Here is a 24,626-nt window from a genome sequence, read left to right as displayed (position 1 = left end):
CAGGCCGCAGCGTCGTGCCGCGGCAGGGCGCTAGACATCAGGCCGCGACACCGACGGCATCGATAGGCCGCGTTGACTGTTGCTGTTGCTGCGAAGCTTCCGCTCGCCATTCGGGCGTCAGCCACCACAGCAGGAACAGCAGCGCGATCCCGTTCGAGACCAGGCTTGTCGTGAGCGGCACGTTCATGATGGCCTGAACGGCGATGCCTGAGGACACCGCGATGAAGCGCGGCGACAGGTGCCGCGAGACCATCGACCCCACCGACAGGATCAGGCCGCATACGAGTGCCGAAACCGGCGTGAGCGCAAGACCGACCGACGCGATGCCCTCGGTGGCGAGGAAGGAGGCGTTGAAATTGCCGTCCCGATAGATCGCTCCGAGCGCCGGGCCGAGCTCGCCATACGGGCAGGCGGTCACCTGTCGCACGATCGATATCTGGCAGAAGCGGGTCAGGTCGCGGTGCGCGAAGAAGTCGGCATATTGATCAAGGGCGAGCGACGGGATTGCGAGGAAGCGCAGATTGATGGCGCTGAACACGACGTAGTCCCTGTCGGCGCCGAGCACGGCGAACGCCGTGAGCCCAATGATCATCGGAATGAGGAATGCGAGCACCGTGGCCAGCCGCGGGGTGAACCGGCCGAACAGCCAGAACAGAAACGGCAGCCAGATCGGCAACAGCAGCACGGTCTTGTTGTTGACGACCGGATAGAAGCAAAGCGCAGACAGCAACACGCAAGCGGCCTGCACCCATTGCCTGCGCGACGCGAAATGCGCGAACAGATAGGGCAGGACCGCGCCGATCATGATCCCGGTGAGATAATTCAACAGCGCCGGCCGCGTGACGGCGTTGCGGGCTGCGCCGTAGGGATTGCCGAGATTGGCGCCGTACGAGATGTCGGCGACCAGCACGGCCAAGGACGACGCCAGCAGCAGCAGCGCAATGCGTTTGATCGCCGTTTCGGACAGGCCGGGCCGCCAAACCGGCATATTCTGGAACATCAGGGGGATCATCGCGGCGGCCAGCGCGGCGATCATGGCCCAGCGGGCGATGGCATGCGGATAATCGAACGCGCTGAAGAAGCTGAGCCAGACGAAGCCGAACACCGCCGAGAGCAGCGCGAAGCTCACCAGATAACCGAAGCTGAAGCGGCCCGCGACGAACGCCGGGATGAAGACGGCCATGACGGCGGTGCCGAGGATGGCCTCGGCAGTGATGCCGGAGCGCCAGACATGCATCGCCGGGAACGCGTGCCCGCAGGCGATCATCGAGGCGGTGCTGAGGACGAGGAATCCAGGGATTGTGACCCCGACAGTCAGGTCGTCGCGCGTCAATTGCATCGGCCCGTCCGAATCGAAAGCTGTGCGACAGCTAGCCGATCGACCTCGGGCTAATCAAGTCAAGCAAGGTTAAGCGACGTCTCGGTCTGTATTGTTATGTTTCCGCCGGGCGATCTGTCACCGCGGCGCCGCATTGAATTCACAAACGCGGAACGCGCCGCCTTGATCAGGCAAAGAATGCGGCGACCGCGTTGAGGTCGGATTGTCCCGGGGCCTCGCCGCGCAAATTCGCGTCGATGATACGGCGGCAGGCGTCAACCGTGTGGGTATCGCCCAGTTCGTTGGCGGCCTCGAGGATCGACCAGACGGTGTCCAGGGGAATGTCGCTCTGCATGGTCGCGTTCGGGTCTGACAGCATCGGCGGCGCCGGGGTTAGAATTCGAACAGGTCGCGGCCGCGCCGCGCCAGGGTGTGCAGATCCGCCACGGTGCCGCGCACGGCGTTGCAGCGGCGGCATTCGATGATGGTGTCGCCGGACGCATGCGCGGGATCGGCGACCTTGATCGCCAGGCTGCCGCAATCCGTGCAGATGATCTTGAAGCCGGTCGAAATTACTTGCTGCTGCAAATTCATTGTGGGCCTGCGCCTCTGTTGACGCCGACCCTAACGGAACAATTTTTAAAACGGGGGTCGCGGAGCGGATTGCAATCGAACGACCGCGTTAGGAGGCGGTTAAGATTTCGCCGCGGCTGCGCGGTCCCGCGTCAGCCAGACCGCGCATGCACAATCAGCAGCGGATTGCGGCACAGGATCGAGAACAAGCAATCGCTGTAACCGAACTTGGCGAAGGCCACACCGCTCTGATCGGAGTGCGGGACGATCAGACCCAACAAAAAAGCCGCCCGAAGGCGGCCGCTTTGTCTGCCGAAGCCTGAATTCGTCTCAGCGGACCGTCGAGGTGCCCGAGGAGGTGATCGCGACGGGCTTGCCGGCCTTGATGACCTGGTTGGTCTGGGCGGTCTGGGTGAAATCCGCGTTGTTCCGGGCCGAAATACCGAAAGCCGCAATCCCGATGGCGGCAACGAGGGCAACAACCACAATCTTGAGGTGGGTCGCGCGATCGGCTGAATGGATCGAGTGGTTCATGGTCGCCTCCGGGCGTCTATGCGCCGTCTATGGCAGCTACTGGTAAGCGCCATCTGTTTCCGGATCGTTTCGTGAGTTCCCGGAAATGGTTTCGTGCCACGGGCGGATTGGTTTCACCGTGCCTTGCGTCACAGAAAGAGAGGGCTGAAACTGACCATGGGCGCGGACTGCGCCTGGGAGAAAAACAATAATGAAAACAAGGAATATGACTCGCCGCCGGATGCTGGGAACCGGCTCCGTGGCACTTGCCGCCGCGATGTTTGGTAAGCCGTCTCTTGCCGCTGCAGAGTTCGACTTCAAGCTCGGCGTCAACACTCCGGAAACCCATCCGCTAACAATCCGTCTGGCCGAGGCGGCCAAGGCGGTCGGCACGCAGGCGTCCGGCAGGATCAACATCACGGTGTTCGCCAACAGCCAGCTCGGCGGTGATCCGGAAATGCTGTCGCAGGTCCGCGCCGGCGGTATCGAGCTATTGGCGGCACCGAGCATGACCTTGTCGACGCTGGTGCCGTTGTCGGGCCTGCCCAGCATCGGTTTTGCGTTCCAGTCCTACGATCAGGTCTGGGCGGCGATGGATGGCGGCGTCGGCGGCATCGTCCGCGATGCGATCGCCAGGACCGGCGTCGTGCCGCTGAAGAAGGTCTGGGACAACGGCTTCCGCCAGATCACCTCGTCGTCGAGCCGGCAGCTCAACAGCGTCGACGATCTCAAGGGTTTCAAAATTCGCGTGCCGGTGACCGCATTGCTGACGTCGCTGTTCTCAGGACTTGGCGCGCTGCCGTCGAGCATCTCCTACAGTGAACTCTATTCGGCGCTGCAGACCCACATCGTCGAAGGGCAGGAGAATCCGCTGGCGCAGGTCTCGACCGGAAAGCTGTACGAGGTGCAGAAATACTGCGCGCTGTCGAACCATTGCTGGAGCGGCTACTGGATCCTCGGCAACCGCCGCGCGATGGCGGCCCTGCCGCCCGATCTGCTCGAGCTCATCAATGCGGCGTTCGACGCGGCGGCGGTGAAGGAGCGCGCCGATCTGGTCGAGATGGACCGCTCGTTGCAGGCCGAGCTGACCGAGAAGGGCATGACCTTCAACACGCCCGATCCCGTGCAGTTCAGGGCAGCCTTGGTGAAAGCCGGTTTCTACACGCAGTGGCAGAAGACCTATGGCGCGGACGCCTGGGCGGCGCTGGAGAAATACACCGGCAAGCTGACCTGACGGTGTGAGCGCGGCGATCTCTGGCGTCGCGCTCCACTTTACCCCTCTCGCGCGGGAACTCGCTTCGCGACGTTCAAATGAACCGGAGCGAGGCTTCCGGTCCGCAAATCGTCGACGGTTCATATCGGCACGCTCATGGACGCGTCGCCAGCCGCGTAAATCCGTCGTCGCTCCAGTCGTCGCTGCCGACGCCGTGGCGCACGAAGAACAGGCCGGCCGGATCGTACTTCTGCTTGATCTCCAGAAGCCGCTGGTAGTTCGGGCCCCAATAGGCCTGCTGCCACTTCGGTTCGAAGAAGCTGCTTTCCGCAAGATAGGCGCCGCCGTCCGGCGCCACCTTTCTAAGTTCGCCGACCGCCTTCGCGATCCCTGCGGCATTCTTGTGCGCGTCGGCCAGATCCGGCTCGTGGCCGCTGAGGCCGGAATAGGCGGGCGGGCCCTCGCTCGCGATGATGGCGAGCACGAAGGCGTCGATCACGGCGGGGTTCGTGGCGGTTTCCCTTGCGGAGGCGATCGCGGCTTCAGATCCGCCGGCCAGCCCTTTCTGGAAGTGCAACTCGACCGTCGCATGGTGGGCGGCCGCCAGCAGGGCTTCGACAAGCCGCGGACGTTCCACGCCGCTCAGCAGCGATGCCGGAAGCCAGAGCGATTCAAAACCGTGGATGAAGTGTCCGGCTTCGCTCAGATTGGCGGCCCAGAACACGTTCTCCGCCGGAGCGCCCGGACGATCGTCGGAGAGGATCGCCTGCGGAGCGCGCTGTCGGATGTAGGCGGCGTCCCAGCGGTGCGCTGCCGGACCGGTGCGGATCGATGGCGGACGGGTGAAGGTGAATTCCCCCTCGGCCTCCGTGACGAAGCGAATGAAGGGCCGCCACAGTTCGTCGGCCTGCGGCTTGTCGAGGCCCTGGAACGAAAGCTGGATGTCGAGCACGTTGCCCGGCTTGATGTTGACGATCTCGCCCCAATGAGGGTTGTGCAGGCGCTCCGCGTAGAGATCGATGAATGCGCCGACGAGCTTGCGGAATGATGCGTCCGACGCTGCTCGGATCGTCATGGAGGCAAAGCCGAAGACGTCGGGTAGTTCATGGGTGCGCAACGTCAGGCGGGTGACGACGCCAAAGGTGCCGCCACCGCCGCCGCGCAAGGCCCAGAACAGGTCCGGGTTGCTGCGGGCATTTGCGATCCGGACGACGCCGTCCGCGGTGACGATCTCGGCTTCCAGCAGGCTCGCCGCGGCGATGCCGTAGTTCTTCGAGTAGCTGCCGAAGCCGCCGCCCTGCACCAGTCCCGCTACGCCGACGGTTCCACAGCCGCCACCCTGGACATAGCGGCCACCTCGGGTCGTCACCTCATTGTAGACATGCATCCAGATCGCGCCGGCGCCGATGGTGACGGCCGGCCGTGGCGGATCCAAGCAGCCTTGCGGGACGAAGCTGTCGTGCAGCGTGATGTCGTGCATCGCGCGGGTCCAGATCATCAGCGAGTCCGGCGCACTCGATGTGCCGAGATAAGAGTGGCCGCCGCCCCTGACGACCAGCCGCAGATTGTTGTCACGTGCGAAATTGACGGCGGCAACGACGTCACCTGTCGTGCGCGCCGCGACGGCGTAGACACTTGGCTGGGACGCCCATGCATCGAGATAGCCCGTGGTCTGGGTCAGCGCCGCGTCGTCGCCGATGTAGTAGGGGTTCTTCAGCCCCTTGAACACATCGCGGCACGCCGGACCTGAGGGACTGTCCTGACACGCCGCCAGCGGCGACTTCACCGCCATGAGGTGGTCATCGGTTTGCTCGTTCAGCCGGTTCCAGCTGGCGGCCGACGGCCACTGCGGGTCCGAGGGACGCGTTCGCCGAAACGTTTCCGAGGAATTGCTCGCGCCCTGCGCGGCGGCGACAGGCCTCGGTACGATCCAGTGCGCCATCGGCGTCAGCACGCCGCCGATCAGGAGTTCGCGACGATTCATCGACCGGTCACCTGTCCGTGAGCATGGCGGACTTCACGCCCGTCCGGACGGCGCGCCATCCTGTCCTGCGGGACGCCGCTCGCCCGCCTGTGATAAGGACCCGATTGCGTGACGAATCGCAATTGGGTCCCGGACCTGTCCGCAGGGGCAGGTGACGTGACGTGTTGCAGCATTTATTCCATCCCGACATGTCCACGACGCAGCCAGAGAATTCCATTGAACGCGGCATCGATCGGCGCGTCGAGCGGGGTTGGGATGAGCAAGCGGATTCCGGGGACGAAAATCGCAGCGATGTGACCGCGATCCGGCCGGGCGGGGCGAAGCGCGGCTCGATGCTCGCCTATGGTTGGGTGGCGCTGCTGATCGTGGCGAGCGGGGTGGTCAACGTCTTCTCCTCGGTGAGCGAATTCAAACTGTCCGCGGGGTTCGCGCCATTGCGCATGCCCGTGCTGCTCGAGGTGACGAGTGCCATTGCCTGGATCCTGTTTCTGCCGCTGCTGCGAAGCGGCATCACCCAATTGCGTGTTGGTCGCAGCCGAGTGATGGCTGTCACATGGGCAGTGGCGGCGACGCTGCTCTACGCGCTCGCACATCTCGTCACCATGGTCGGGTTGCGCAAGCTGCTGCTGGCCGACGGCTATTCCTTTCATTGGGCAACGGCGTTTCCGCATGAGCTCCAGAAGGATGCCGTCTCGTCCCTGATGGTGGCCGTGGTGATCTGGCTGATGGATCGCAAGGTGTTGGCGCTGCCCGTAACACCGATGCCCGCAACACCAGCGCCGCCGGCCCCGGCGCTTGCACTGCCGCTGGCCGGACCGTCCGTCGACACCGCCAATCCCGGTTTGTGGCTGCGGGACGGCACCACGAGCTTTCGGGTCGATCCTCGCGATATCGTGGCCGTGACGTCTGCGGGCAACTATGTCGAGTTTAGCCTCCCCAACGGACGTCGCCTGATCCGCGGCACGCTTGCGCGGGAGGAGGATCGGCTGAAGCCGTTCGGCCTTGTCCGCGTGCATCGGGCGCGGCTGGTGAATTTGGCGCGGGTCGTGGCAGTCGAGCATCGTCCGGCGGGGGACTTCGTCCTGCGGATGGACAATGGCGAGACAATCGCGGGCAGCAAGCGCTATCGGAATGTCGTGACGAGCTTCACGGAAAATACCAACAGGTAAGTCCCACGTGACCCCGCGCCGACGACGGCCCATCGTTCTGCCGCCGACGGGTCGGGATGAAGTGGGGCCTCGCCTTGTGGCAAAGAAGGCACATCGTCGCGCTTTCAGTTCCATTCTTGTTTTTTGTCATGCGGCAGGATTTCTCAGGGGATACAACCTCCCGCTGAGATTTTCAGTGGCCGCCCATGCGCGGCCCGAGTTGGAATGCCATGCGCGTGTCCGTTGTTGAACGCTTTCGAACCCGTGCGTGCTGTTGTGATCGGCGGCTTCCCAGTGGTTCCTGTGTGTCTGCGCCTGCGCGTGCCACGGAGCTGAGCGATACCGTTGGCGAAATGAAACGTGCGGAGCTCCGAGTACGGCGATCCTCTGGGCGCAGCCTGACGTCGATGCCAGCCGGTGCTGCAGCGCTTGCACTGGTTGCTCTGCTCTGTTGGTCGCCGCTCGCGCCGGCGTTCGCTGATGGCGGCACGGGAGGCAATGCCCATCATGGCAATCCTCCCAATCTGGTCGGTATTGGTGGCCCAGGCGGAGCGGACGGCCTGGCGGGAGCCCCGGGCACCAATGCGGCTCCCGGCAGCGCCAGCGGTGGGGGAGGTGGCGGAGGCGGTGGCGCCGGAAGCGCGCCGGGTGGCCAGGGCGGGCTCGGCGATACCTCCGGCAGCGCATCGGGCGGTAATGGTGGCGCGGGCGGCGCCGGCGGCGCCAACGGGTTGTCAGTCCCCTTTATCCAGAATGTTGCTCCGATCGTCGGCGGGACAGGCCTGACTGGAGGCAGCGGCGGCAACACCAGCGGCGGTCCCGGCCCTGACGGTGGTGGTGGTGGCGGCGGCGGCTCGGGCGGGCATGCCCTGGTCGTGACGGGGGCTGCCGCAAGCTCGAACGGCTCTACGCTGACGGGCGGCACCGGTGGAACGGGTGGCAGCGGCGGCAACGCCTCGGCGTCGGGCGGTGGTGGCGGCGGTGGTGGCGGTGGCGGGGCTGGCCTGAAGCTTGGCGGGCCCGGGGCAGTCTTCACCAACACGGGTACGATTCAAGGAGGTCTCGGCGGGGTCGGCGGGGTGGGTGGCAACGGACCTACAGGCGGCAATGGCGGCAATGGCGGGTCGGGGGGCGTGGGGGTCCTCGGCGCCGGTCTGCCTGCCGTGCTGGTCAATAATGGGTTTATCCAGGGCGGCAATGGCAGTGTCGGAGGCGCCGCAGGTAGCGGTGCTATTGCGATTGCAGGTACGGCAGGGACAGGTGGTGCCGGCATTGTCGGTGCCAATCTCACCGTCATCAACAGCGGCACCGTTGCAGGCGGGATATCGGGCGCAGGCGGCATTCGCGCCAACGCCATCACGTTTACCGGCGGCAGCAACATACTCGAACTGCAAGCCGGCTCGACCATCATCGGCAACGTGGCCGGCACCGGCAGCGACACGTTGCGCTTGGGTGGCGTGGGTAATGCGAGCTTCGACGTGTCCACGATCGGGTCGGCTGCGCAGTATCAGGGTTTTGCGGCCTTCGTTAAGACCGGCACCGGCACCTGGACGCTCACCAGCGCGACGGCAGCCGTGACGCCCTGGAGCATCAACCAGGGTGTTCTGTCGATCTCATCGGACGCCGCGCTCGGCAGCGCGTCGGGAAATCTGAACTTCAACGGCGGCGTGCTGCAGACGACCGCGGTGTTCTCGACCGCGCGCGCCATCACGCTGAACCTCGGCGGGGGCACTTTCCAGACCGACGCCGACCTTTTGCTCAACGGCACAATCTCAGGCCAGGGCGCTCTCACCAAGACGGGTGCAGGGACGCTGGTCCTCATCGGCGCCAGCACGTATGCGGGGCCGACCGCCATCGATGCCGGCAGGCTGCAGGCGGCCGCCGTCGACAGCTTCGCGCCTGCCAGCGCCTATACAGTGGCGAGCGGGGCGGTGCTCGATCTCAACGGCCACGACCAGACCATCGGCTCGTTGGCCGGGGCCGGCGCTGTGACGCTCGGCGCAGCGACGCTGACGACCGGCAATGACGGCACAAGCACGACGTTCTCCGGCAGCCTGTCCGGGACCGGCGGGCTGACCAAGGTCGGTGCCGGCACGTTGGCGCTGTCAGGCATTAACATCTACACCGGCTCGACCACCGTCAGTGGCGGTACGCTCGAAGTGGACGGTTCGATCGCCAATTCGTCGAATGTGACGGTCAATTCCGGCGGCACCTTGAGCGGCACCGGCGTCGTCGGTCGTGCGCCCGTCACCGTTGTGAACGTCGACAGCGTGTTGACGCTGTTAGGCACCAACCCCAACAGGATAGCCATCAGCGGCGGCGTTGTTGATCCGGCGCCCACAACCATCATGAGCGGCGGGCACGCTCGCGCCCGGCAGTGCGGCAAACCCGACCGGCACACTGACCGTCAACGGCAATCTCGCCTTCCAGTCCGGCGCGATCTATCTGGTTCAGGTCACGCCGACCGCTTCGGCGTCGACCAATGTCGGCGCGACGGCGGCGCTCGGCGGCGCCACCGTCAATGCAGCGTTTGCCAACGGCAGCTACATCTCGAAGCAATATACGATCCTCAGCGCCGGCAGCGTCAGCGGGACCTTCGGCGCGCTCGTCAATACCAACCTGCCGACGAATTTCACCGACACGCTGAGCTACGACGCCACCCACGCCTATCTCAATCTGGCGCTGAATTTTCCGGCTCCCAACTTCGGCGGCGGGCTTTCCACCAACCAGCAGAACGTCGCGAACACGCTGGTCAACTACTTCAATGCGACCGGCGGCATTCCGATGGCCTATGGCACGCTCACGCCGGCGGGGCTGACCCAGGCCTCCGGCGAACTGGCGACCGGCTCGCAGCAGACGACGTTTGATGCGATGAACCTGTTCATGGGGCTGCTCACCGATCCCTTCACGAACCGCACCGGTGCGGCGGGTTCGATGCCGGGCGCGCCTGGCTATGCGGACGAAGGCGAAGCGAGCGCCTACGCCGCAACCCGGAAGACCGATGCGTTCGCGATGTTCACCAAGGCGCCGCCGGTGCCGTTCGTGCCGCGCTGGAACGTCTGGGCCGCCGGCTTCGGCGGTTCGCAATCGACCAGCGGCAACGCCATGGTCGGATCGAACGACACCACCAGCAGCGTTTACGGCACGGCGGTCGGCGCCGACTATCTGTTCTCGCCGAACACGGTTGCCGGGTTTGCGGTCGCCGGTGGCGGTACCAGCTTCTCCGTCGCGGGCAGCGGCAGTGGCCGGTCCGATCTGTTCCAGGCCGGCGCCTATGTTCGCCACACCGAAGGTCAGGCCTATGTCACCGCAGCGCTCGCCTATGGCTGGCAGGACATCACCACTAACCGCACCGTGACGGCCGCAGGCATCGACCAGCTTCGCGCCGAGTTCAATGCCAACGCCTATTCGGGGCGGCTCGAGGGCGGCTATCGTTTCGTCGCGCCGTGGATCGGCGGCGTCGGTATCACGCCTTACGCCGCCGGCCAGTTCACGACATTCGAGCTGCCTGGTTACGCCGAGCGGGTGATCTCGGGTTTGTCGACGTTTGCGCTGACCTATGGCGGCAAGAGCCTGACCGATACGCGCAGCGAGCTCGGCCTCCGCACCGACAAGTCCTTCCCGGTGCAGGACGGCATCCTGACGCTGCGCACGCGTTTCGCCTGGGCCCACGACTACGACCCCAGCCGCTCGGCTGCCGCGACCTTCCAGGCGCTGCCGGGCACCAGCTTCGTCGTCAATGGCGCGGCGCAGGCAAGCGACTCCGCGCTGACCACGGCGTCGGTCGAGATGAACTGGCGAAACGGCTGGTCGGCGGCCGCGACGTTCGAAGGCGAGTTCTCCAACGTCACCTCGAGCTACGCCGGCAAGGGCGTTGTGCGCTATCAGTGGTGAGACGGAGGCGCTTCCGCTTCGGGCAGCCTTACATCACGCGCGTGATTACCTGACGCGTAATCGCGCGCGCGATCTCCCTTTGCGATGGTCGGTGCATCGGCGGCGATGTTGCCGATCGATCTGCAAAGGGACATCCATCATGGCCAGCAAACCGCTCTATGCGACCGCGAGCGACGGCACAAAACTGTTCGTGCAGGATTGGGGCTCGGGTAAGCCGGTGCTGCTGCTTGCTGCCTGGACGTTCAATTCCGGCGTCTGGGGCAGCCAGATCGTGGCGCTGAACGCCAAGGGTTTTCGTTGCGTGGCGCCGGATCGGCGCGGCCACGGCCGTTCCGACATGCCGATGACGGGATACGATCTCGACACGCTGACCGATGACGTCGCTGCCGTGATCGAGCAGCACGATCTCCACGACGTCACGATCGTCGCGCATTCGATGGGATCGATCGAGGCGGTGAACTATCTGGCCCGTCACGGCGCCGATCGTATCGCCCGGCTGGACCTGGTGGCACCGACCACGCCGTTCATCGTCCAGACCGAGGACAATCCGGTCGCGGTGCCGAGGGCGATGGTCGAGGCGCAGAATGCCGCGATCGCGCAGGACTTTCCGAAATGGATGGGCGAGAACGAGGCGCCGTTCTTCATGCCCGACACGCCCGAGGCGACGCGGGCCTGGATCAGGGAGATGATGCTGGGCGTGCCGCTGCCGGTGGCGCTGGCCTGCCGCAAGACCATCTCCTTTGCCGACCTGCGCGCCGCGGCCAAAGGGATCGATCGCCCGACGCTGATCGTGCACGGCGACAAGGATGCCAGCGCGCCGCTCGAGCTGACCGGCGCGAAGACGGCGGCGCTGATCAAGGGCAGCAAGCTCGCCGTCTATGAAGGCGCGCCGCACGCTTTGCCGCTGACGCACAGTGCGCGCTTGATCGCCGACCTGCTTGCCTTCATGGACGCTTAGCTGGCGCGCGCGATATCGGCACGGATCCAGCGCGCCGTCCAAGCGAACAGCAGTGCGCCCAGCGTCGTCGTCACCGCGGCCGACAGCAGCGAGTAGCGAACCGCATCCGTGCCGTACGCGCCCTTCAGGGCGTCGTTGATCATGCCGACGGCGAGGGGGCCGACGCCCTGGCCGAAGCAGGTCGCGGTGAGTAGTACGATCGCCGAAGCCAGCGCCCGCATGCTGGGCTTTGCGACCGTCTGGGCGATCGCAAAGATCGGGCCGAGATGGAAGCCGACCATGAACGAGGTCAATGCGAGCGTCGCGACCATCAGCGTGAAGCTTTGCGTCAGCATGCACAATGCGAAGACGGGGCCCGCGAGGCCGGACATGATCGCGGGCGCCCACAGCTTCCAGCGATCGTCGCGGCGGCCGATCTGCGCTACCACGAGGCCGCCGATCAGCGTGCCCGCCATGCCGGCGAGACCCTTGAAGGTGCCGGCATAGGTGCCGATCTCGGCGCTGGTGAGATGATGGATGCGCGCCAGGAACGGCGGGATCCACACCGCGGTGGCGTAGTTGGTGTAGGTCGTGAGGCAGAAGCCGACCAGCACGATGACGAAGCTCGGCTGCGAGATCAGGAAGCCCAGCGTCGGCCCGATCGGCTCGGCCTTGAAGGTCTCGGCCATCGCACCGCGCTTCGGCTCGGAGATCGTCAGCCACAGCACCCCGGCGAGCGCGATGCCGGGCAGGCCCGCGGTGAAGAAGGCCATCCGCCAGCCATAGTGCTGATTGACATAACCGCCGATGAAATAGCCGAGGAAGACGCCGAGATAGGTGCCGATCGCGTAGATGCCGAGCGCGCGCGGACGTTCGTTCTTGTCGAACAGATCGGCGATCATCGATTGCGAGGCTGGCGTGCCTGCGGATTCCCCGATGCCGACGCCGACCCGCGCCAGTGCCAGCGTCGCGACGCTGGAGGCCAGGCCGCAGAGATAGGTCATCGCGCTCCAGAACGCGAAGGCCAATGCTACGATGTTGCGGCGGTTGAGGCGATCGGCCATCCGCGCAATCGGAATGCCGAGCAACGAGTAGAACAGCACGAAGCCGAACCCGGCGAGCAGGCCCATCGTGGTGTCGCTGAGCGCGAACTCCTTCTTGATGGGCTCGATCAGGACGTTGAAGATCGTGCGGTCGAGGAAATTGAGGGCGTAGATGATCGTGAGCAGGCCGAGGACGTAATAGCGGCGGGCAGCAGGCCTGGCGCTGACTTGCGCTTGCGCAGCCGCCTGCGGTGCGACATCGACCATGACTTCCTCCCCCGATGATCTCTTGTCTTTTCTTGTTTGCCTGCGCGGGCCTTACGCCTCGCGGATGTAATTCCCTGCCTCGAATTCGACCGGCCTGGCATCGGCATCGAACGACACGCCGATCGGGTCGCGGCCGGCGGCCACGGCCTCGATCTGGTCAGAAAGCATCCGGCGGATCATCAGGATGCCGCGGTCGCTCTGGCCGAAGTGCTCTTCCGAATGAATCGTCACCGGCCCCTGGCCGACCTGGGCCTCGTAGTCGCCGGGGAATTGCTGGTGCTCCTGCTCCGTCATGTCCCACCAGAACTTGCCGTTGAACTTCGAGCGCATGCGGCCGATATCGCCTGACTGCTTGACGCGGCCGGCGACATAGATGCGGAACGCGGTGTCGTCGATCGGCAGGGTCCAGCCGATTGATTCGACGCGGGCGAATTGCGCGACCCGCGGATTGGGCACGACGCGGAGCGTGGGGAGGGCGGCCTCGGTGACGCGATAGAACACCTTGCCGTCGTCCTGCTTGCGGATCGAGCGCACCGCGACGCCGCGCGGCGACATCTCGAACTTCACCTCGGGCATCGAGGCCATCATGGTGGTGAATTGCGGCCCTGAGAACGAGCCGTGCAGCACCGGCACATGATAGGGGTCGGCGACGTTCTCGAAATGCTGCAGCCAGTTGCAGGGGATCACGGCGGGCCCGCCGCCGCCGATCGAGGAATCGTCGGCCTCGACGAATTCGCCGTCGTCCATATTCTCCAGGCACTCGTAGCGCGGCAGCACCGGCTTCTTATCTGCCGAGCCCATATAGGCGAAGATCAGGCCGTAGCGTTCCTGCACCGGATACCAGGGCTGGCGCACCTTGCCCTTGAACAGGCCGCCTTCGGGCTCGCAGGGCTGTTCGAGGCAGCGGCCCTCGGTGTCGAACTTCCAGCCGTGATAGCAGCAGCGGATGCCGTCTTCCTCGACCTTGCCGTAATAGAGTGTGGTGCCGCGATGGCAGCAGCGCGCATGCAAGAGGCCCACCCGGCCATGCCGGTCGCGGAAGAGGATCAGGTCTTCGCCGAGCGCACGGACTTTTCTGGGGATATCGGTGGCGTCGCCGGAGAGCCCGATCGGGTGCCAGTAGCGGCGCAGCAGCTCGCCCATCGGTGTGCCGCGGACGACCGAGGTGAGCTCGGTCCGGGTGGTGGACGGCTTCATCGCATAGGCCGTGCCGAGATCGCGATCGAGCTGGGACGTCGTCATGCTGGTTTCCTCCCGTCGCCGGATTCTTGCCGACGGTCGCTGTGTCGTTGATGGCAGTCAACGTTGTTGACGAAGTCAACGATATATCGATGACAATGTCAACGATCTCGTTTAGCTTGGCAGGGACAGGCTTTGTTGGCAGAGGTTGGCGATGACCGAGAAGCTCAGGACTGCGAGGGCCTTGCCGCCGGAAGCGGTGGTGGATGCCGAGCTGGCGCCGATCACCGCGATGATGTCGTCGCGGCTGATGGTGCTGGCGAATCTGCTCAGGCGCGGTGCGCTGCTGCGCTACAAGCGGCTGACCGGCCTGTCCTCGGTCGAGTTCGGCCTGGTTGCCTCGCTCGGCCGGCGGCCGCCGATGAGCGTGGTGCGGCTTGCCGAAGCCGTCGGCATGGACAAGGGGCAGATCAGCCGTGCGCTCGCCGAGCTCGTCGCGCGCAAGCTGGTCGCCAAGGCCGCCAACCCGCGTGACAATCGGGAAACACTTGTCTCCCTCACCAAGGCTGGGCTCGCCGCCCATGACGCCATTGTGGCCGGTGCGCAGGAACGAAACCGGCGTCTGCTGGAACAGCTTGGCCCGCAGGATCTTGAGTTGCTGCTCGGACATATTGACCGGCTGACGCTGACCGCGGCCGAGATGCTCGCTGCCGAGCGGGAGCCGGGCTGATATGGGGAGAGCGCAGGGCACCGGATGGCCGGCGCAGCGTTGCCCATTGAGGCAGCGCATCCGCCCGATGAGGCCATCAGCCCGCGGCAAGGGGCGGTAAAAGCGTCAAAATAGCTTGTCTTGCGCCCCCTGTTGCGCTGCGCTAAAGCCTCAAGAACAATTCCAATCAACGAATCTGCGGCACGTCCGAAACCGCAGCAAGAAGGCCTCGCCGATGACCGGCATCCTGCAGAATTATCTCCCACTTGTGGTCTTTATCGGGGTCGCGAGCCTGATCGGGCTGGCGCTCCTGATCGCGCCGTTCCTGGTCGCGTTCCAGTCGCCGGATCCGGAAAAGCTGTCCGCCTATGAATGCGGATTCAACGCTTTTGACGACGCCCGCATGAAGTTCGACGTCCGCTTCTACCTGGTGGCGATCCTCTTCATCATCTTCGATCTCGAAGTGGCGTTCCTGTTCCCGTGGGCCGTGGCGTTCGGAAAACTGGGCGCGACCGGCTTCTGGTCGATGATGGTGTTCCTGGCCGTGCTGACGGTCGGGTTCGCGTATGAATGGAAGAAAGGCGCGCTCGAATGGGATTGAGCCCCACCGCCGCATCCTCGCAGCCGGCGATTGCGCAAGCTCCGAGAGGCATTCTCGATCCGTCGACCGGCAAGCCGGTCGGCGCCAATGATCCGTTTTTCCTCGAGGTCAATCACGAGCTGTCCGACAAGGGCTTCTTCGTCGCGGCGGCCGACGACCTGATCACCTGGGCGCGCACCGGCTCGCTGATGTGGATGACCTTCGGTCTCGCCTGCTGCGCGGTCGAGATGATGCAGGTCTCGATGCCGCGCTACGACGTCGAGCGCTTCGGCTTTGCACCGCGTGCCTCGCCGCGGCAGTCCGACGTGATGATCGTTGCGGGCACCCTGACCAACAAGATGGCGCCCGCGCTGCGCAAGGTCTACGACCAGATGCCGGAGCCGCGCTACGTCATCTCGATGGGCTCCTGCGCCAACGGCGGCGGCTACTACCACTATTCGTACTCGGTGGTGCGTGGTTGCGACCGCATCGTGCCGATCGACATCTATGTGCCGGGCTGTCCGCCCACGGCGGAAGCGCTGCTCTACGGCGTGCTGCTGCTGCAGAAGAAGATCCGCCGTATCGGCACTATCGAACGCTAAGGTTTCAGGCATGGACGACGGCAAGCTCGACGCCCTTGGGCAGACGATCGTGAGCGGGCTTCCGGGCGCCGCCACGGCGCACTCGGTCGCGTTCAATCAACTCACTATCGACGTCGAGATTGGCAGAATCGTGGACGTCGTCACTTTTCTGCGTGACGATCCGAACTGCCGCTTCGTCAACTTCACCGACGCGACGGCGGTCGACTATCCGAGCCGCGAAAAGCGCTTCGATGTCGTCTATCATCTGCTGTCGCCGACGCTGAACACGCGCATCCGTTTGCGCGGGCAGGCCGACGAGACCACGCAGGTGCCGTCGATCATCGGCGTCTTCCCCGGCGCCGACTGGTTCGAGCGCGAGACCTACGATCTCTACGGCGTGATCTTCATCGGCCACCCCGACATGCGCCGCCTGCTGACGGATTACGGCTTCGACGGCCATCCGCTGCGCAAGGATTTCCCGCTCACCGGCTTCGTCGAGGTTCGCTACGACGACCAGGAGAAGCGGGTGCTGTACGAGCCGGTCCGGCTCAACCAGGAATTCCGCAAGTTCGATTTCCTGTCTCCGTGGGAAGGGGCCGACTACCCCTTGCCGGGTGACGAAAAGGCGAAGGCGGAACCGAAGGCCTGATCATGAACGAACAGAATCTTCGCAATTTCACCATCAACTTTGGCCCGCAGCATCCGGCCGCCCACGGCGTGCTCCGTTTGGTGCTCGAATTGGACGGCGAAGTCGTCGAGCGCGTCGATCCGCATATCGGCCTGCTTCACCGCGGCACCGAGAAGCTGATCGAGCACAAGACCTATCTGCAGGCGATTCCGTATTTCGACCGGCTCGACTATGTCGCGCCGATGAACCAGGAGCATGCGTTCTGCCTCGCGGCCGAAAAGCTGCTCGGCATCATGGTGCCGCGCCGCGGCCAGCTGATCCGGGTGCTGTATTGCGAGATCGGCCGCATCCTATCGCATCTGCTCAACGTCACCACACAGGCGATGGACGTCGGCGCGCTCACCCCGCCGCTGTGGGGCTTCGAAGAGCGCGAGAAGCTGATGGTGTTCTATGAGCGCGCCTCGGGCTCGCGCATGCACGCGGCGTTCTTCCGCGTCGGCGGCGTGCACCAGGACCTGCCGCCAAAGCTGATCGACGATATCGAGGCGTGGTGCGATCCGTTCCTGAAGGTCGTCGACGACCTCGACACGCTGTTGACCGGCAACCGCATCTTCAAGCAGCGCAACGTCGATATCGGCGTGGTGCCGCTGAAGGAGGCCTGGGAGTGGGGCTTCTCCGGCGTGATGGTGCGCGGCTCGGGCGCGGCATGGGACCTGCGCAAGTCGCAACCCTATGAGTGCTACGCCGAGATGGATTTCGACATTCCGATCGGCAAGAACGGCGACTGCTACGACCGCTACCTGATCCGCATGGAAGAGATGCGCCAGTCGGTGCGCATCATGAAGCAGTGCATCCAGAAGCTGAAGGCTGCGGACGGGCAGGGCCCGGTCGTGGTCGAGGACAACAAGATCGCGCCGCCGCGCCGTGGTGACATGAAGCGCTCGATGGAAGCGCTGATCCATCACTTCAAGCTCTACACCGAAGGCGTCCACGTGCCGGCCGGCGAGGTCTACGCCGCGGTCGAGGCGCCGAAGGGCGAGTTCGGCGTCTATCTCGTCGCCGACGGCACCAACAAGCCCTACAAGTGCAAGATCCGCGCGCCGGGCTTCGCCCATCTGCAGGCGATGGATCACATCTGCAAGGGCCATCTGCTGGCCGACGTTTCCGCCATCCTTGGCTCGCTGGACATCGTGTTCGGCGAGGTCGACCGGTGATGATGTCCGCATCCGCACCGCCCGTAATGAGAGTTTGATCGATGTCCGTCCGCCGCCTTGCCCCGAAGGAATTGCAGCCCGCGAGCTTCACGTTCACGGACGAGAATCTCGCCTGGGCCAAGAAGCAGATCGAGAAATATCCGCCGGGCCGTCAGGCTTCGGCTGCGATCGCGATTCTGTGGCGTGTGCAGGAGCAGCATGACGGTTGGGTCTCGGAAGCGGCGATCCGCGCCGTCGCCGACCTGCTCGAGATGCCGCATATCCGCATGCTGGAGATCGCGACCTTCTACACCATGTTCCAGCTCTCACCGGTCGGCAAGAAGGCGCACGTCCAGGTCTGCGGCACCACGCCGTGCCGGCTGCGCGGCGCCGCTGACCTGATCGAGGTGTGCCAGCATCGCATCCATCACGATCCCTTCCAGCTGTCGAAGGACGGCAACTTCTCGTGGGAAGAGGTCGAGTGCCTGGGGGCCTGCGTGAACGCGCCGATGGTACTGATCTGGAAGGACACTTACGAGGACCTCACCAAGGAAAGCTTCGGCAAGGTGCTCGACGGCTTTGCCGCCGGCAATCCGCCGAAGCCGGGCCCGCAGGTTGACCGTCAGTTCTCGGCCCCCGCAGGCGGGCCGACGACGCTGAAGGAAACCACCTGATGGGGGGCTTTCAGGTGCAGGCAAACGGGCAGGAAAACAAGGTGGGGAGGGGCGCGGCGATGAAGGCCTGGCGCACGATCGCCCTGCATACCGCCGTCGCGGCGGGCTTCATGTTCCTGCTGCAACGTTACGGCCTGAGCGCGACGCTGGAATCCAGCCTGTTGTGGGCCATCGTGTTCGGCGGCTGCGCTGCCGGGCTCGCTTATTCGCAAGCCAATCGGTGATGTTCGGAAAGTTTTGAGCATGCTCGACGACAAGGACCGCATCTTCAAGAACCTCTACGGCCAGTATGATTGGGGCCTCGAGGGCGCGCGCCGCAGAGGCGCCTGGGATGGCACCAAGGGGATCATCGACAAGGGCCGCGACTGGATCATCAACGAGATGAAGGCGTCGGGCCTGCGCGGCCGCGGCGGTGCGGGCTTCCCGACCGGCATGAAGTGGTCCTTCATGCCGAAGGAATCCAAGGACGGCCGTCCGAGCTATCTCGTCGTCAATGCGGACGAGTCGGAGCCCGGCACCTGCAAGGACCGCGAGATCATGCGGCACGATCCGCATCTCCTGGTCGAAGGCTGCCTGCTCGCGAGCTTCGCGATGGGCGCACATGCCTGCTACATCTACATCCGCGGCGAGTTCATCCGCGAACGCGAGCGGCTGCAGGCTGCGATCGACCAGGCCTATGAGGCCAGGCTGGTCGGCAAGGACAACATCAACGGCTGGCCGTTCGACATCTATGTCGCGCACGGCGCTGGCGCCTATATCTGCGGCGAAGAAACCGCGCTGCTCGAGAGCCTCGAGGGCAAGAAGGGCCAGCCGCGGCTGAAGCCGCCGTTCCCGGCCAATGTCGGCCTCTATGGCTGCCCGACCACCGTCAACAACGTCGAGTCGATTGCGGTCGCCCCCGACATCCTGCGCCGCGGCGCCGCCTGGTTCGCCGCCATCGGCCGGCCGAACAATGTCGGCACCAAGCTGTTCTGCATCTCCGGTCACGTCGAGCGGCCCTGCAACGTCGAAGAGGCGATGGGCATTCCGTTCCGCGAGCTGATCGAGAAGCATTGCGGCGGCATTCGCGGCGGCTGGGACAACCTGAAGGCCGTGATCCCCGGCGGCTCGTCGGTGCGCATGGTTCCGGCCGACCAGATCATTGACACGCCGATGGATTTCGACAGTTTGAGCAAGCTGCGCTCGGGTCTCGGCACCGCGGCCGTGATCGTGATGGACAAGTCGACCGACCTGATCCGGGCGATCGCGCGCATCTCGTATTTCTACAAGCATGAGAGTTGCGGCCAGTGCACGCCGTGCCGCGAGGGCACCGGCTGGATGTGGCGCGTCTTGACCCGCATGGCCGACGGCCGCGCCCACAAGCGCGAGATCGACATGCTGCTCGAAGTCACCAAGCAGGTCGAGGGCCACACCATCTGCGCGCTCGGCGACGCCGCGGCGTGGCCGATCCAGGGTCTGATTGCGCATTTCCGTCACGAGATCGAAGAGCGCATCGATCAGTATTCGCACAAGGCCGATCTCGACGATCAGGGCGTTCGTGATCCCGTCCACATGGTCGCGGCGGAGTAGAGAAGAGACATGAGCAAGATCATCGTCGATGGCAAAGAGATCGATGTGCCGCCGGAGTACACGCTGCTGCAGGCGTGTGAGGCGGCGGGCGCCGAGATTCCGCGCTTCTGCTATCACGAGCGGCTGTCGATCGCCGGCAATTGCCGGATGTGCCTGGTTGAGGTGAAGGGCGGCCCGAAGCCGGTCGCGAGCTGCGCCTGGGCCGTGCGCGACTGCCGTCCGGGACCGAAGGGCGAGCCGCCGGAGATCTCGACCCGTTCGCCGATGGTCAAGAAGGCGCGCGAAGGCGTGATGGAATTCCTGCTGATCAACCATCCGCTGGACTGCCCGATCTGCGACCAGGGCGGCGAGTGCGATTTGCAGGACCAGGCGATGGGCTACGGCGTCGACACCAGTCGTTTCGCCGAGAACAAGCGCGCGGTCGAGGACAAGTATCTCGGCGCGCTGGTCAAGACCTCGATGAACCGCTGCATCCAGTGCACGCGTTGTGTCCGCTTCTCCGCCGAAGTCTGCGGCGCGCCGGAAATGGGCGCGACCGGGCGCGGCGAGGACATGGAGATCACCACCTATCTCGAGCAGGCGCTAAGCTCGGAGCTGCAGGGCAATCTCGTCGATATCTGCCCGGTCGGTGCGCTGACCTCGAAGCCCTATGCTTTTGCGGCGCGCCCCTGGGAGCTCGGCAAGACGCAGTCGGTCGACGTCATGGACGGCGTCGGCTCCGCGATCCGGGTCGACACCCGCGGCCGCGAGGTGATGCGCATCCTGCCGCGCATCAACGAGGCGGTGAACGAGGAGTGGATCTCCGACAAGACCCGCCACGTCGTCGACGGCTTGCGCACGCAGCGCCTCGACCGTCCCTATGTGCGTGAGAATGGCCAGCTCAGGTCGGCGACCTGGCAGGAGGTCTTTGCTGCCATCGCCGCCAAGGCCGGCCGCACCGACGGCAAGCGGATCGGCGCGATCGCGGGCGATCTCGCCGCGGTCGATGAAATGTATGCGCTGAAGGAGCTGCTCGCGAAGTTCGGCTCGGTCAATCTGGCGGTGCAGGGCGGCGACGCGTTCGACGCCAAGGCCGGCCGTGGCTCCTACATCTTCAACCCGACCATTGCCGGCATCGACCAGGCCGACGCGATCCTGATCATCGGCTCGCATCCGCGCAAGGAAGCGGCGGTGCTGAACGCCCGGATCCGCAAGCGCTGGCGCACCGGCGGGCTCAAGGTCGGCATGATCGGCGCCAAGGCCGATTTCACCTACGACCACGACTATCTCGGTGCGGGCACCGACACGCTCGCGGACCTCGTGGCCGGCAAGCACTCCTTTGCCGATGTGCTGAAGAACGCCAAGAACCCGATCATCCTGGTAGGCGCCGGCGCCTACACCAGGCATGACGGCGCGGCAGTGCTGGCGCAAGCCGCCAAGCTCGCCGTCGATGTCGGTGCGCTGAAGGACGGCTGGAACGGCTTTGCCGTGCTGCAGGACACCGCCTCGCGCGCCGGCGCGCTCGATATCGGCTTCTCGCCGGCGGCAGGTGGCCTGACCACGGCGCAGATGACGACGTTCGGCACCCTCGACGTGCTGTTCCTGCTCGGCGCCGACGAGATCAAGGCGCCGGACGGCACCTTCGTGGTCTATATCGGCACCCATGGCGACAAGGGCGCGCACCGCGCCGACGTGATCCTGCCGGGCGCCGCCTATACCGAGAAGTCCGGCATCTACGTCAACACCGAGGGCCGGGCGCAGATCGCCAACCGTGCCGCGTTCCCGCCGGGTGAAGCCCGCGAGGACTGGGCGATCATCCGCGCGCTGTCCGACGTGCTTGGCAAGAAGCTGCCGTTCGACTCGCTGCAGGCGCTGCGCCAGGCGATGTTCAAGACCTATCCGCATCTGATGCGGCTCGACCAGATCGAGGCCGGCAACGCCGACGACGTCAAGGCGCTGGCCGGCAAGGGCGGCAGCGTCGACAAGGCGGCATTCAAGCCGACCGTCGAGGATTTCTATCTGACCAACCCGATCGCGCGGGCCTCTGCCGTGATGGCGGAATGCTCGCGGCTGGCGTCGGGCCGAATGCTGACGGCAGCGGAGTGAGCGTGACCTGATGGCTGAATTCTTCGCAAGCGCGTTCTGGACCGGCTTCCTCTGGCCGCTGATCATCATGGTCGCGGAAAGCCTGTTGCTGCTCGTCGTGCTGCTGATCGCGATCGCCTACATCCTGCTCGCCGACCGCAAGATCTGGGCGGCGGTGCAGATCCGCCGCGGCCCCAACGTGGTCGGCCCGTTCGGATTGCTGCAATCCTTCGCCGACCTTCTGAAGTTCGTGCTGAAGGAGCCGGTGATTCCGTCCGGCTCCAACAAAGGCGTGTTCCTGCTGGCGCCGCTGGTCTCGTGCATCCTGGCGCTGGCCGCCTGGGCCGTGATCCCGTTCAATCTCGGCTGGGTGATCTCCGACATCAATGTCGGCATTCTCTACATCTTCGCGATCTCCTCGCTGTCGATCTACGGCGTCATCATGGCCGGTTGGTCGTCGAACTCGAAGTACCCGTTCCTGGCCGCGCTGCGCTCGGCGGCGCAGATGGTGTCCTACGAAGTCTCGATCGGCTTCGTCATCATCACCGTGCTGCTCTGTGTCGGCTCGCTGAACCTGTCGGCGGTGGTCGAAGCGCAGAACTCGCGCGGGCTCGCGCATCTGATCGGCCTGCCGCAGCTCACCATCCTGAACTGGTATGTGTGGCCGCTGTTCCCGATGTTCGTGGTGTTCTACGTCTCGGCGCTGGCGGAGACCAACCGTCCGCCGTTCGACCTGGTCGAAGCGGAGTCCGAGCTGGTCGCCGGCTTCATGACCGAATACGGCTCGACGCCGTACCTCCTGTTCATGCTCGGCGAGTATGTCGCGATCACCACGATGTGCGCGCTGGCGTCGATCCTGTTCCTGGGCGGCTGGCTGCCGCCGGTCAACCTGCCGCCGTTCACCTGGGTTCCGGGCATCGTCTGGTTCGCCCTGAAGGTGTTCTTCATGTTCTTCATGTTCGCGATGGCGAAGGCGATCGTGCCGCGCTACCGCTACGATCAACTGATGCGGCTCGGCTGGAAGGTGTTCCTGCCGCTGTCGCTGGCGATGGTGGTGATCGTGGCCGGTGTGCTGCAGTTCGCCGGCATCGCGCCGAAGTGAGGTCGTCATGAGTGTCAACGTCAACGCAACAGCCCGCTCGCTTCTGCTCTCGGAATTCGTCTCGGCGTTCGTTCTCGCCATGCGGTATTTCTTCAAGCCGAAGCCGACGCTGAACTATCCCTTCGAGAAGGGGCCGATCTCGCCGCGCTTCCGCGGCGAGCACGCGCTGCGCCGCTATCCGAACGGCGAGGAGCGCTGCATCGCCTGCAAGCTGTGCGAGGCGATCTGCCCGGCGCAGGCGATCACGATCGAGGCCGGCCCGCGCCGCAACGACGGCACCCGCCGCACGGTGCGCTACGACATCGACATGGTGAAGTGCATCTATTGCGGCCTGTGCCAGGAGGCATGCCCGGTGGACGCCATCGTCGAGGGACCGAATTTCGAATTCGCGACCGAGACCCGCGAGGAACTCTACTATGACAAGGCGAAGCTGCTCGCCAATGGCGACCGCTGGGAGCGCGAGCTCGCGAAGTCGATCGCGCTCGACGCGCCGTACCGGTGAGGTGAGGGCATGATCCTTCCGGCGCTGTTCTTCTATCTGTTTGCCGCGGCCTGCGTGGCCTCGGCGGTCATGGTGATTGTCTCGCGCAATCCCGTGCACTCGGTGCTGTACCTGATCCTGGCGTTCGTCAACGCCTCGGGCCTGTTCATCCTGATGGGCGCCGAGTTCCTCGGGATGATGCTGATCGTGGTTTATGTCGGCGCCGTCGCGGTGCTGTTCCTGTTCGTGATCATGATGCTCGACGTCGACTTCGTCGAACTGCGCGAGGGCTTCATGCAGTACCTGCCGATCGGCATCGTGATCGGCGGCATCTTCCTGTTCGAGCTGCTGCTGGTGGTCGGCGCCTGGGTGATCAACCCGTCCGTGACCAAGACGATCACGGCGGCGATCCCAACCAATATCAGCAACACCGAGGCGCTCGGCCTCGTGCTCTACACGAAGTACATCCATTACTTCCAGCTCGCCGGCATGGTGCTCCTGGTCGCGATGATCGGTGCCATCGTGCTGACGCTGCGCCACAAGGCGAACGTCAAGCGGCAGAACATCAACGTGCAGAACGCGCGCACGCCCGAGATTGCGATGGCGATGCGCAAGGTGGCGTCGGGGCAGGGCCTGCAGGATGCCGATGCGGCGGAGTGGGTGAAATGACGATCGGGCTAGGGCACTATCTGGCGGTCGGCGCGATCCTGTTCACGCTCGGGATCCTCGGCATCTTCCTGAACCGCAAGAACATCATCGTCATCCTGATGTCGATCGAGCTGATCCTGCTCTCGGTCAACATCAACCTGGTGGCGTTCTCGACCTTCCTCGGCGACATCGTCGGCCAGGTGTTCGCGCTGCTGGTGCTGACGGTGGCGGCGGCCGAGGCCGCGATCGGCCTCGCGGTGCTGGTGGTGTATTTCCGCAACCGCGGTTCGATCGCGGTTGAAGACGTCAATCTGATGAAGGGCTAATC

General features: G+C 64.9%; 24 protein-coding genes and 1 pseudogene. 18 read left to right on the top strand and 7 right to left on the bottom strand.

Features of this window, described 5'->3' with window-relative positions:
* Positions 1 to 37: 37 nt before the first annotated feature.
* From ACVIGB_RS09430 to ACVIGB_RS09420, 3 genes are all read right to left on the bottom strand, one after another.
* Positions 38 to 1,339, bottom strand: a complete 1,302-nt coding sequence (locus ACVIGB_RS09430) for a hypothetical protein (protein ID WP_456722877.1) — start codon at positions 1,337 to 1,339, stop codon at positions 38 to 40.
* A 166-nt stretch (positions 1,340 to 1,505) separates the two neighbouring features.
* Entirely contained in the window at positions 1,506 to 1,673 is a 168-nt protein-coding gene (locus tag ACVIGB_RS09425) for a hypothetical protein (protein ID WP_244549469.1), read from the bottom strand.
* Positions 1,674 to 1,711: 38 nt separating this feature from the next.
* Complete coding sequence (locus ACVIGB_RS09420; protein ID WP_050405629.1) at positions 1,712 to 1,912, bottom strand: hypothetical protein; 201 nt, start codon at positions 1,910 to 1,912, stop codon at positions 1,712 to 1,714.
* Between the two features lie 146 nt (positions 1,913 to 2,058).
* Between ACVIGB_RS09420 and ACVIGB_RS09415 the strand changes: the two genes are divergently transcribed.
* Positions 2,059 to 2,214 (top strand): hypothetical protein, encoded by a 156-nt coding sequence (locus tag ACVIGB_RS09415; RefSeq protein WP_456722878.1) that lies wholly within the window; start codon positions 2,059 to 2,061, stop codon positions 2,212 to 2,214.
* Between the two features lie 7 nt (positions 2,215 to 2,221).
* Here ACVIGB_RS09415 and ACVIGB_RS09410 read toward each other — a convergent pair whose 3' ends face one another.
* Positions 2,222 to 2,425: a hypothetical protein gene (locus tag ACVIGB_RS09410; RefSeq protein WP_092114654.1), complete on the bottom strand. Its 204-nt coding sequence runs from the start codon at positions 2,423 to 2,425 to the stop codon at positions 2,222 to 2,224.
* Positions 2,426 to 2,681: 256 nt separating this feature from the next.
* Here ACVIGB_RS09410 and ACVIGB_RS09405 point away from each other — a divergent pair, with 256 nt between their 5' ends.
* The gene (locus tag ACVIGB_RS09405) at positions 2,682 to 3,638 is read left to right on the top strand and encodes a TRAP transporter substrate-binding protein (RefSeq protein WP_456725209.1); all 957 of its coding nucleotides are present in this window, start codon (positions 2,682 to 2,684) and stop codon (positions 3,636 to 3,638) included.
* Positions 3,639 to 3,771: 133 nt separating this feature from the next.
* Here ACVIGB_RS09405 and ACVIGB_RS09400 read toward each other — a convergent pair whose 3' ends face one another.
* Positions 3,772 to 5,601, bottom strand: coding sequence for an FAD-binding oxidoreductase (locus ACVIGB_RS09400; RefSeq protein ID WP_456722879.1), 1,830 nt, complete (start codon positions 5,599 to 5,601; stop codon positions 3,772 to 3,774).
* 161 nt (positions 5,602 to 5,762) lie between these two features.
* Between ACVIGB_RS09400 and ACVIGB_RS09395 the strand changes: the two genes are divergently transcribed.
* The 3 genes and pseudogenes from ACVIGB_RS09395 (at position 5,763) to ACVIGB_RS09385 (ending at position 11,601) form a co-directional block, all read left to right on the top strand.
* A complete protein-coding gene (locus ACVIGB_RS09395) occupies positions 5,763 to 6,770 on the top strand; it encodes a LytTR family DNA-binding domain-containing protein (RefSeq protein ID WP_456722880.1) in 1,008 nt (335 codons plus the stop codon).
* A gap of 1,250 nt (positions 6,771 to 8,020) precedes the next feature.
* A pseudogene (locus ACVIGB_RS09390) lies at positions 8,021 to 10,643 on the top strand (autotransporter outer membrane beta-barrel domain-containing protein); the annotation flags it as partial.
* A gap of 139 nt (positions 10,644 to 10,782) precedes the next feature.
* Complete coding sequence (locus tag ACVIGB_RS09385; protein ID WP_456722882.1) at positions 10,783 to 11,601, top strand: alpha/beta fold hydrolase; 819 nt, start codon at positions 10,783 to 10,785, stop codon at positions 11,599 to 11,601.
* Here the strand turns inward: ACVIGB_RS09385 and ACVIGB_RS09380 are convergent.
* Both ACVIGB_RS09380 and ACVIGB_RS09375 read right to left on the bottom strand, forming a co-directional pair.
* The gene (locus ACVIGB_RS09380; RefSeq protein WP_456722883.1) at positions 11,598 to 12,890 is read right to left on the bottom strand and encodes a spinster family MFS transporter; all 1,293 of its coding nucleotides are present in this window, start codon (positions 12,888 to 12,890) and stop codon (positions 11,598 to 11,600) included. The genes ACVIGB_RS09385 and ACVIGB_RS09380 overlap by 4 nt on opposite strands.
* Before the next feature lie 51 nt (positions 12,891 to 12,941).
* Positions 12,942 to 14,132 carry a Rieske 2Fe-2S domain-containing protein gene (locus tag ACVIGB_RS09375; RefSeq protein ID WP_456722884.1) on the bottom strand — a complete coding sequence of 397 codons (1,191 nt, stop codon included), beginning with the start codon at positions 14,130 to 14,132 and terminating at the stop codon, positions 12,942 to 12,944.
* A 151-nt stretch (positions 14,133 to 14,283) separates the two neighbouring features.
* Between ACVIGB_RS09375 and ACVIGB_RS09370 the strand changes: the two genes are divergently transcribed.
* The 13 genes from ACVIGB_RS09370 to nuoK all read left to right on the top strand — a co-directional run bounded on the left by ACVIGB_RS09370 (position 14,284) and on the right by nuoK (position 24,624).
* Complete coding sequence (locus ACVIGB_RS09370) at positions 14,284 to 14,799, top strand: MarR family winged helix-turn-helix transcriptional regulator (protein ID WP_456722885.1); 516 nt, start codon at positions 14,284 to 14,286, stop codon at positions 14,797 to 14,799.
* A 214-nt stretch (positions 14,800 to 15,013) separates the two neighbouring features.
* Positions 15,014 to 15,379, top strand: a complete 366-nt coding sequence (locus ACVIGB_RS09365; protein ID WP_018271860.1) for an NADH-quinone oxidoreductase subunit A — start codon at positions 15,014 to 15,016, stop codon at positions 15,377 to 15,379.
* Positions 15,370 to 15,960, top strand: a complete 591-nt coding sequence (locus ACVIGB_RS09360) for a NuoB/complex I 20 kDa subunit family protein (RefSeq protein ID WP_050402390.1) — start codon at positions 15,370 to 15,372, stop codon at positions 15,958 to 15,960. The genes ACVIGB_RS09365 and ACVIGB_RS09360 overlap by 10 nt, the downstream gene beginning before the upstream one ends.
* A 10-nt stretch (positions 15,961 to 15,970) precedes the next feature.
* Positions 15,971 to 16,588, top strand: coding sequence for an NADH-quinone oxidoreductase subunit C (locus ACVIGB_RS09355; protein ID WP_456722886.1), 618 nt, complete (start codon positions 15,971 to 15,973; stop codon positions 16,586 to 16,588).
* Between the two features lie 2 nt (positions 16,589 to 16,590).
* Entirely contained in the window at positions 16,591 to 17,781 is a 1,191-nt protein-coding gene (locus tag ACVIGB_RS09350; protein WP_456722887.1) for an NADH-quinone oxidoreductase subunit D, read from the top strand.
* Positions 17,782 to 17,822: 41 nt separating this feature from the next.
* The gene (gene nuoE / locus ACVIGB_RS09345) at positions 17,823 to 18,434 is read left to right on the top strand and encodes an NADH-quinone oxidoreductase subunit NuoE (protein ID WP_029080758.1); all 612 of its coding nucleotides are present in this window, start codon (positions 17,823 to 17,825) and stop codon (positions 18,432 to 18,434) included.
* On the top strand, positions 18,434 to 18,658 hold the full coding sequence (locus ACVIGB_RS09340) for a hypothetical protein (RefSeq protein WP_092114644.1): 225 nt from the start codon (positions 18,434 to 18,436) through the stop codon (positions 18,656 to 18,658). The genes nuoE and ACVIGB_RS09340 overlap by 1 nt, the downstream gene beginning before the upstream one ends.
* Positions 18,659 to 18,677: 19 nt before the next feature.
* Positions 18,678 to 20,003, top strand: coding sequence for an NADH-quinone oxidoreductase subunit NuoF (nuoF, locus tag ACVIGB_RS09335; protein WP_092114643.1), 1,326 nt, complete (start codon positions 18,678 to 18,680; stop codon positions 20,001 to 20,003).
* Between the two features lie 9 nt (positions 20,004 to 20,012).
* On the top strand, positions 20,013 to 22,088 hold the full coding sequence (gene nuoG, locus ACVIGB_RS09330; RefSeq protein WP_456722888.1) for an NADH-quinone oxidoreductase subunit NuoG: 2,076 nt from the start codon (positions 20,013 to 20,015) through the stop codon (positions 22,086 to 22,088).
* A 10-nt stretch (positions 22,089 to 22,098) separates the two neighbouring features.
* Positions 22,099 to 23,169, top strand: coding sequence for an NADH-quinone oxidoreductase subunit NuoH (gene nuoH / locus ACVIGB_RS09325; RefSeq protein ID WP_456722889.1), 1,071 nt, complete (start codon positions 22,099 to 22,101; stop codon positions 23,167 to 23,169).
* Positions 23,170 to 23,176: 7 nt separating this feature from the next.
* A complete protein-coding gene (gene nuoI, locus ACVIGB_RS09320) occupies positions 23,177 to 23,671 on the top strand; it encodes an NADH-quinone oxidoreductase subunit NuoI (RefSeq protein WP_212314863.1) in 495 nt (164 codons plus the stop codon).
* A 9-nt stretch (positions 23,672 to 23,680) separates the two neighbouring features.
* Positions 23,681 to 24,319, top strand: coding sequence for an NADH-quinone oxidoreductase subunit J (locus tag ACVIGB_RS09315; RefSeq protein ID WP_456722890.1), 639 nt, complete (start codon positions 23,681 to 23,683; stop codon positions 24,317 to 24,319).
* Positions 24,316 to 24,624, top strand: a complete 309-nt coding sequence (gene nuoK / locus ACVIGB_RS09310) for an NADH-quinone oxidoreductase subunit NuoK (RefSeq protein ID WP_027537255.1) — start codon at positions 24,316 to 24,318, stop codon at positions 24,622 to 24,624. The genes ACVIGB_RS09315 and nuoK overlap by 4 nt, the downstream gene beginning before the upstream one ends.
* Positions 24,625 to 24,626: the final 2 nt, after the last annotated feature.

The sequence above is a fragment of the Bradyrhizobium sp. USDA 4341 genome (genome assembly GCF_054063755.1).
The sequence above is the reverse complement of the archived record's forward strand: the minus strand, read 5'-3'. Positions and strand labels throughout refer to the sequence as shown.

Coding starts and splice junctions, on each gene's coding strand:
- nuoF (WP_092114643.1), top strand. CDS start 18,678: ATGCTCGACGACAAGGACCGCATCTTCAAGAACCTCTACGGCCAGTAT.
- nuoI (WP_212314863.1), top strand. CDS start 23,177: ATGAGTGTCAACGTCAACGCAACAGCCCGCTCGCTTCTGCTCTCGGAA.
- ACVIGB_RS09360 (WP_050402390.1), top strand. CDS start 15,370: ATGGGATTGAGCCCCACCGCCGCATCCTCGCAGCCGGCGATTGCGCAA.
- ACVIGB_RS09420 (WP_050405629.1), bottom strand. CDS start 1,912: ATGAATTTGCAGCAGCAAGTAATTTCGACCGGCTTCAAGATCATCTGC.
- ACVIGB_RS09340 (WP_092114644.1), top strand. CDS start 18,434: ATGGGGGGCTTTCAGGTGCAGGCAAACGGGCAGGAAAACAAGGTGGGG.
- ACVIGB_RS09415 (WP_456722878.1), top strand. CDS start 2,059: ATGCACAATCAGCAGCGGATTGCGGCACAGGATCGAGAACAAGCAATC.
- nuoH (WP_456722889.1), top strand. CDS start 22,099: ATGGCTGAATTCTTCGCAAGCGCGTTCTGGACCGGCTTCCTCTGGCCG.
- ACVIGB_RS09315 (WP_456722890.1), top strand. CDS start 23,681: ATGATCCTTCCGGCGCTGTTCTTCTATCTGTTTGCCGCGGCCTGCGTG.
- ACVIGB_RS09375 (WP_456722884.1), bottom strand. CDS start 14,132: ATGACGACGTCCCAGCTCGATCGCGATCTCGGCACGGCCTATGCGATG.
- ACVIGB_RS09370 (WP_456722885.1), top strand. CDS start 14,284: ATGACCGAGAAGCTCAGGACTGCGAGGGCCTTGCCGCCGGAAGCGGTG.
- nuoK (WP_027537255.1), top strand. CDS start 24,316: ATGACGATCGGGCTAGGGCACTATCTGGCGGTCGGCGCGATCCTGTTC.
- ACVIGB_RS09380 (WP_456722883.1), bottom strand. CDS start 12,890: ATGGTCGATGTCGCACCGCAGGCGGCTGCGCAAGCGCAAGTCAGCGCC.
- ACVIGB_RS09365 (WP_018271860.1), top strand. CDS start 15,014: ATGACCGGCATCCTGCAGAATTATCTCCCACTTGTGGTCTTTATCGGG.
- ACVIGB_RS09385 (WP_456722882.1), top strand. CDS start 10,783: ATGGCCAGCAAACCGCTCTATGCGACCGCGAGCGACGGCACAAAACTG.
- ACVIGB_RS09400 (WP_456722879.1), bottom strand. CDS start 5,601: ATGAATCGTCGCGAACTCCTGATCGGCGGCGTGCTGACGCCGATGGCG.
- nuoG (WP_456722888.1), top strand. CDS start 20,013: ATGAGCAAGATCATCGTCGATGGCAAAGAGATCGATGTGCCGCCGGAG.
- ACVIGB_RS09355 (WP_456722886.1), top strand. CDS start 15,971: ATGGACGACGGCAAGCTCGACGCCCTTGGGCAGACGATCGTGAGCGGG.
- nuoE (WP_029080758.1), top strand. CDS start 17,823: ATGTCCGTCCGCCGCCTTGCCCCGAAGGAATTGCAGCCCGCGAGCTTC.
- ACVIGB_RS09350 (WP_456722887.1), top strand. CDS start 16,591: ATGAACGAACAGAATCTTCGCAATTTCACCATCAACTTTGGCCCGCAG.
- ACVIGB_RS09430 (WP_456722877.1), bottom strand. CDS start 1,339: ATGCAATTGACGCGCGACGACCTGACTGTCGGGGTCACAATCCCTGGA.
- ACVIGB_RS09425 (WP_244549469.1), bottom strand. CDS start 1,673: ATGCAGAGCGACATTCCCCTGGACACCGTCTGGTCGATCCTCGAGGCC.
- ACVIGB_RS09410 (WP_092114654.1), bottom strand. CDS start 2,425: ATGAACCACTCGATCCATTCAGCCGATCGCGCGACCCACCTCAAGATT.
- ACVIGB_RS09405 (WP_456725209.1), top strand. CDS start 2,682: ATGTTTGGTAAGCCGTCTCTTGCCGCTGCAGAGTTCGACTTCAAGCTC.